The organism is Emticicia sp. (genome assembly GCF_043780375.1).
In the GTDB taxonomy this organism is placed as follows: domain Bacteria; phylum Bacteroidota; class Bacteroidia; order Cytophagales; family Spirosomataceae; genus Emticicia.
The window spans coordinates 1-6,727 of sequence record NZ_JAYWCU010000036.1; the positions used below are offsets into that span (position 1 = coordinate 1).

Below are 6,727 nucleotides of genomic sequence, written 5' to 3' on the forward strand. Positions count from 1 at the left end.
AATGGAAACAAAAACAACTCTTTGATAATCAGGTAGTTAGAAAACAAAAAGCATTCAAAATATGAAAGAGCTTATTAACACATTAGACAACCTACCCAATAGGGCATCGTTTATTTCCTAATTATTTTAGCACATTGGCTGAGTTAAGTTTAGCTATGATTAATTCGTCAATAAAAGGTTATTCTAAACAAATTCTTGAAGTAAAAGATATTTTGGCAATGAGTAAACTTTAATGCATAAACACTTGTCTATCAATACTTTACAACTATAATCATAAAAAAAATGAAAATAGATTTCAAAATAAATGGTAAGCCAACAAGCATTGATGTTGACCCAGCCATGCCTTTGCTTTGGGTTGTAAGAGATGAACTCAAATTGACAGGCACAAAATTTGGCTGCGGAATGGCTATGTGCGGGGCATGTACACTTCACATTGATGGGGAGGCAGTTCGCTCATGTTCAATTCCAATCGAATCAGTTGCCGGAAAAGAAATAACTACACTTGAAGGCTTATCAGAAAGTGAGGAGAAGCTCCACCCGATTCAGCAAGCGTGGTTGGAAGAGCAAGTACCCCAATGTGGATACTGCCAGTCTGGATTTATGATGGCTGCTGCCAAGCTAATCAAAGATATTCCAAATCCGAGCGATGACGATATAAAGAATGGCATTACAAACATTTGTCGTTGTGGCACACATCCACGCATCATTAAAGCAATTAAAAGAGCAGCCGAACTTCAACATTCTAAAAACTAAAACCCATGTCAGCAGATATTCAAGTAGGCGGCATTCCGCAAAAGAAAAAGGCTTTTTCTCGTAGAAAATTCTTACAAAGAGGAGCAATCGTTTTGGGTGGTTCGGTTGTAGCAAGTTATTTGGGTTGTTCGCCAATGCGTCGTTATACGGCTCAAAAAGTTGAAGGAATGGACTTTCCTGCTTCTATTTCTTCATTTCAACCTGATTTTTGGTTTGAAGTATTAGCCGATAATACTATTTTATTAAAATCGCCAAAAATAGAAATGGGTCAAGGAGTTTGGACAGGCTTCGCCATGCTCGCAGCCGAAGAACTCGAAGTACCATTGGAACAAATAAAAGTTGAACACGCCAGTACCAGTAGCGGACTGATTGACAATATAAATACAGGCGGAAGTACTTCAACAGCAAGCCTTTATGAGTCGATTCGAGAAGTGGCAGCCACCATGAGAGAAATGCTTAAAGAAGCAGCTGCAAGCAAATGGGGTATAAAAACAAGCGATATTAAAGTAGAAAATGGCGTTTTAACTTCGGGAAATAATAAAGCAACTTATGCCGAAATAGCAAATTCTACTAAAGAATGGAAAGTTCCAAAAAACCCAGCTTTAAAACCAAAATCGGCATTTAAATATGTAGGTAAAGAAGTAAAACGAATAGATTTGAAGCCCAAAGTAATGGGTACTGCCAAATACACCATGGACAGCGAATTGCCCGATATGCTGTATGCGGTTTTGCTACAATCACCATATATTGACGGCACTATCAAAACCATTGATGTGGGTGAAGCGAATAAATCGGCTGGTGTAGTAAAGGTCATTCACGAAGGAGAATTAGTTGCTGTAGTTGCCAAAACTTTCTTTGCAGCCGACAGTGCCTTAAAGAAAATTGTGGTTACATGGAACACGCCAAATAAAACCCAGCAAGCTGATTTGATAAAATTGGTTACAGTGGGCAATGGCAAAGAAGTAAATGTGCAGAAAGTAGGCAAAGCTCGAAGCATTATTGAGGATAATATAACTGATGTTTTCAAGCAAGAATATCGCACACCAATGGCGACTCATGCTCAAATGGAAGTAAATGCTGCGATTGCCCATGTAGAAGCCGACAAAGCAACAATAATTACTGGTACGCAAGGGCCTGGTCAAGTGCGAGACTTGGTGGCAAAAGTTCTTAATCTTGACAAAGAAAAGGTTGATATACATACGCCCTTGCTCGGTGGTGGTTTCGGAAGAAAAGCGTTTAAAGGCAATTTCGTGGAAGCAGCCTTGATATCGAAAGCTGTTGGCAAACCTGTAAAAGTCTTTAATAGTCGTCAACAAGAATTTCAAAACGGAGTTTATCGCCCCAATACACACCATGTTTTACAAGCAAAAATCAATGAAAATGGTACAATTGAAGCTATTTTGCACGACCAAGCTACGCCAGACATGATTCTGAAAACATTGCTCAAAGGAAATGATATTGCTTTAAAATTATTGGGGTCAGATTTTATTTCAGCAGGACATGGAGCTAGTATCATGTATAATATTCCTAATAAAGCAACATCTGTTTGGAATACCGATGTGCCAGTTCCGATAAGTATTTGGCGTGCAGTAGGAATGTTTGCCAATACTTTTGCTATTGAAAGCTTCATCAATGAGTTAGCTCACAAAACGGCAAAAGACCCAATTGATTTCCGCTTAGGCTTGTTTACCGACACAAATGATAAAATTATAGAACGTAGCAAAAAAGTTTTAGAAACACTCATCGAAAAAAGTGCTTGGAAAACACCAAAAGCGGCAGGAATTGGTAGAGGAGTTGCCATTTGTAATGACCGAAAAACCATTGCTGCGGCAGCTATTGAGGTAGAAATTGTTGATAATAAAATAAAAGTCAAGAAAGTTACGCACGTAATGGATGTGGGCGTAAGTATAAACCCAGAAGGCATAAAAGCACAAATAGAAGGTTGTGTTATGATGGGAATCGGTGCGGCACTTTATGAAGAATTAACCGTAAAAGATGGACAAATAGAACAAGGTTATTTTAGTCAATATCCATTAGCAATGCTCTCAGATGTTCCTGAAATTCAAACGTTTATCCTCGAAGGTGATGATATTCCTTATGGCGTAGGTGAGCCTCCACTCTCTCCTATTGCACCAGCTATTGCAGGAGCAATTTTAGATTTGTCTGGTAAAGCTTTACGATCTTTACCTCTTCGTTTAAGTTAAAATGGTCGATGCTTTTTAGCTTTTAGTAATCTTATTTGTGGCTTGTTTGAAAAAAGGTTATTTTGCAATGCGAAATAACCTTTTTCGTGTTTATTATCATCTCTATCCCCCCTATGAAAAAAACTACAACAAGCATTCTTATGCTTTTTCTCTTTGTTGTGAATGGTTTTGCACAACAAACAAAAAGCAAAATCATTGCCAAAGGAGCAATATTAACTAAACTTTCGGGCGAGTATGCTTTCACCGAAGGACCTGCCGTTGATGCCCAAGGAAATGTTTTTTTTACTGACCAACCCAACGATAAAATCTACAAATGGACAGCAAATGATGGTATGATTTCGCTCTATATGGACAAAACTGGTCGCTCGAATGGACTTTATTTCGACCGTGAGGGTAATCTGCTTTCGTGTGCTGATTTGGAAAATCAGCTTTGGAAAATAGATAAAAATCAAAAAGTTACAGTGCTGGTAAATGATTTTGAAGGAAAGAAATTTAATGGACCAAATGACCTTTGGATTGCACCAAATGGTGGAGTTTATTTCACCGACCCTTTTTATCCAAGAAAATACTGGACTCGCACAACAATGGAATTGCCCGAAAAACGGGTTTATTATTTATCGCCTGACAAAAAAACAGTGACGATTGCCGCAAGAGAATTGGTAATGCCCAACGGCATTATTGGCACTGCCAATGGAAAAACTTTATATGTAGCCGATATTGGCGACAAAAAAACTTATTCCTACCAAATCAATACTGATGGCACCTTGAGCAACAGAAAACTATTTACGGCAATGGGTTCGGACGGTATGACGGTTGACCGTAAGGGTAATGTTTATTTGGTAGGTAAAGGTGTAACAGTTTTTGACAAAAACGGCAATCAAATTGAACACATTGATGTAAATGAGCCTTGGACTGCCAATATTACTTTTGGCGGGAAAGACCGACAAACACTATTTATCACAGCTTCAAAGTCTGTTTATACACTTAAAATGAAAGTGAAAGGAGTTTAAATACTATTCTTTTTTATTTTCAAATCTCATATTCTAAATCTTAAATCTCATTTAAACCTCATGGAATCTTCCAATATTTCTCGTAGAAATCTTCTTAAATCATCATTGACCGTTGGGGCTGGTTTGGTTCTTGGTGTCGAAAATGCCATCGCCAAACCACAAAATGCAGCCAAACATAATTTTACTTTTTGTTTAAATACCAGCACCATCCGTAAGCAAAAAATCGGTTTGATGGCAGAAATAGAAACGGCGGCAAAGGCCGGCTACGATGCCATCGAAATTTGGATAAATACCTTAGAAGAGTACGCAGCAAAAGGTGGAAGCTTGAAAGATGTCAAACAAAAAGCCCAAGATTTGGGCATTACGATTGAAGATGCGATAGGTTTTGCAACTTGGATAGTTGACGACCCAAACCAACGAGCTAAAGCTCTCGACCAAACCAAACGAGAAATGGGAATGTTGGCAGAAATTGGCTGTAAACGCATTGCTGCTCCACCTTTTGGAGCAACCAACAAATCGGGAATTGATCTACAAAAAGCGGCAGCAAGATACCGTCAAATGCTTGATTTGGGTGATGAAATGGGTGTTTTACCACAATTAGAAATGTGGGGGTTTTCGGCAAACTTACATCTTTTTGGTGAAGCCTTGTTTGTAGCTTCCGAAAGTGGACATCCAAAAGCAGTCGTTTTGTCGGACGTTTATCATTTATTTAAAGGTGGCTCTGATTTCAATGCCTTGAAAATGCTTAGTGGTGAGTGCATTCAGATGTTCCATGTGAATGATTATCCAGCTAATTTAATGCGAGAAAAAATCAATGATAGCCATCGAGTTTTCCCGGGCGATGGCGTTGCTCCGCTGGATAAAATATTTCAGATTTTAAACAAAAAAAATACACCAATTGTCCTTTCTTTAGAGGTTTTCAACGAAGAATACTGGAAAATGAACCCTTTAGATGCTGCCAAAATCGGTCTCGAAAAAATGAAGGTTTCAGTAGCGAAGGCAGTGGGGGCGTGATTTTAAAATTAAAATCTAATATATTCAACGTCAACGGTAGAGACGCAATGCATTGCGTCTGTTCGTCGTGTTGGAGACGCAATGCATTGCGTCTCTACAATCGTAAAACCACAACCATTTATAAATCCATCAAACCACACAAAAATGGATAAATTTAAAAACAAATTCCGAATACTATCTGCTCGATTACAGAAATGGAATTATGGTGCAATGGGTTCATATTTCATTACAATTTGTACCAAAAATAGAGAACATTTTTTCGGTGAAATTGTAAAAGGCACCATGTAATTGTCAGATATTGGAAAAGTTGCCGAGATAGAATGGTTGAAAACAGTAGAATTAAGACCAGACATGAAATTAGAATTAGGCGAATTTGTTGTAATGCCTAACCATTTTCATACCATTATTATCATTGGTGAAAATGAATATAATTCGTCACAAAATAATGATACGCACCGTAGAGACGCAATGCATTGCGTCTCTACAATCGTCAAAACCGCCAATAATGGCAATAAATTTGCCCCACAATCAAAAAATTTGGCATCAATTGCACGTGGGTTTAAATCATCGGTTACAACATACGCACGTAAAATAGGCAATATTGATTTTAAATGGCAAACCCGTTTTCACGACCATATTATTCGTGACACAGAATCATTTGACAGAATTCAAAATTATATTGCCAATAATCCATCAAACTGGGATGATGATAGATTTAAATGATAAAAAAGGGACCTAAATATTATTTTCTTGCACTAATTTATCCAAAAATATTACTTTTCTAGGTTTTTGGTGATTTTCTTGAAAACTACTATAAAAATTCTGTTTTTTTCTTAATATTTACATAGTTGATTCTAAGTCACAAAAATATACTATGCCAATAAAAGTTGCTATTTCGCATAAAACAGCCTACAAATTTGATAGAAGTGTTAGTTTATCACCTCATATCTTTCGGTTAAGACCTGCGGCCCATTCTCGCACGCAAGTTGAAGGCTATTCATTCAAAGTTTTTCCCGAAAATCATTTTATTAATTGGCAACAAGACCCTTTCGGCAATTATCAGGCACGGGTTGTTTTTCCCGATAAAACTACCGAGTTACGCATCGAAGTCGAAGTTATTGCCAAATTACAGGTAATCAATCCTTTCGATTTTTTTGTAGAAGAATACGCCGAAAAATTTCCTTTTCAGTACGAGGGAAACCTTCAAAAAGAATTATCGCCTTATTTAGAAGTAAAAGATATTGGTGAAAAATCTGCCCAGTTTATCAATCAAATGACCATAAAAGATGGAATCAATACGGTTGACTTTTTGGTTTATGCCAATCAGCAAGTATTTAGGTCACTTGGGTATAATATTCGTTTAGAAACAGGTGTGCAAAGTTGCGAAGAAACACTAACCATCATGAGCGGTTCGTGCCGAGATTTTGCTTGGTTGTTGGTTCAAGTTTTACGCAGTTTTGGCTTAGCTACTAGATTTGTTTCCGGATATTTGGTACAACTTACATCCGATGTAAAATCTTTAGATGGCCCATCAGGCCCCGAAAAAGACTTTACCGATTTACACGCATGGGTAGAAGCCTACGTGCCGGGTGCAGGTTGGGTTGGTCTCGACCCAACATCGGGGCTTTTTGCGAGCGAAGGACATATTCCGCTTAGTTGTACGCCCGATTATGCAAGTGCGGCTCCGATTGCGGGTGCGACCGATGTTTGTAATGTTACTTTTGAATTTGACAATAGCGTTTTTCG

The 6,727-nt window shown here is 38.0% G+C and carries 6 protein-coding genes; all 6 read left to right on the plus strand.

Going from position 1 to position 6,727, the window contains the following annotated elements:
• Positions 1-282 precede the first annotated feature (282 nt).
• Positions 283-753, plus strand: a complete 471-nt coding sequence (locus tag ACH2CJ_RS02845; protein ID WP_394990571.1) for a (2Fe-2S)-binding protein — start codon at positions 283-285, stop codon at positions 751-753.
• A 5-nt stretch (positions 754-758) separates the two neighbouring features.
• Positions 759-2,957 (plus strand): molybdopterin cofactor-binding domain-containing protein, encoded by a 2,199-nt coding sequence (locus ACH2CJ_RS02850; protein ID WP_394990572.1) that lies wholly within the window; start codon positions 759-761, stop codon positions 2,955-2,957.
• Between the two features lie 113 nt (positions 2,958-3,070).
• Positions 3,071-3,967: an SMP-30/gluconolactonase/LRE family protein gene (locus ACH2CJ_RS02855; RefSeq protein WP_394990573.1), complete on the plus strand. Its 897-nt coding sequence runs from the start codon at positions 3,071-3,073 to the stop codon at positions 3,965-3,967.
• Between the two features lie 60 nt (positions 3,968-4,027).
• The gene (locus ACH2CJ_RS02860; protein ID WP_394990574.1) at positions 4,028-4,981 is read left to right on the plus strand and encodes a sugar phosphate isomerase/epimerase family protein; all 954 of its coding nucleotides are present in this window, start codon (positions 4,028-4,030) and stop codon (positions 4,979-4,981) included.
• Positions 4,982-5,269: 288 nt separating this feature from the next.
• Positions 5,270-5,704, plus strand: coding sequence for a transposase (locus ACH2CJ_RS02865; RefSeq protein ID WP_394990575.1), 435 nt, complete (start codon positions 5,270-5,272; stop codon positions 5,702-5,704).
• Between the two features lie 151 nt (positions 5,705-5,855).
• Positions 5,856-6,727: transglutaminase N-terminal domain-containing protein (locus ACH2CJ_RS02870; RefSeq protein WP_394990576.1), on the plus strand; the 872-nt coding region annotated here is incomplete at its 3' end.

Bases quoted from the DNA above. Each gene is read 5' to 3' on its own strand.
- ACH2CJ_RS02860 (WP_394990574.1), top strand. From the start codon at position 4,028: ATGGAATCTTCCAATATTTCTCGTAGAAATCTTCTTAAATCATCATTG.
- ACH2CJ_RS02855 (WP_394990573.1), top strand. From the start codon at position 3,071: ATGAAAAAAACTACAACAAGCATTCTTATGCTTTTTCTCTTTGTTGTG.
- ACH2CJ_RS02845 (WP_394990571.1), top strand. From the start codon at position 283: ATGAAAATAGATTTCAAAATAAATGGTAAGCCAACAAGCATTGATGTT.
- ACH2CJ_RS02850 (WP_394990572.1), top strand. From the start codon at position 759: ATGTCAGCAGATATTCAAGTAGGCGGCATTCCGCAAAAGAAAAAGGCT.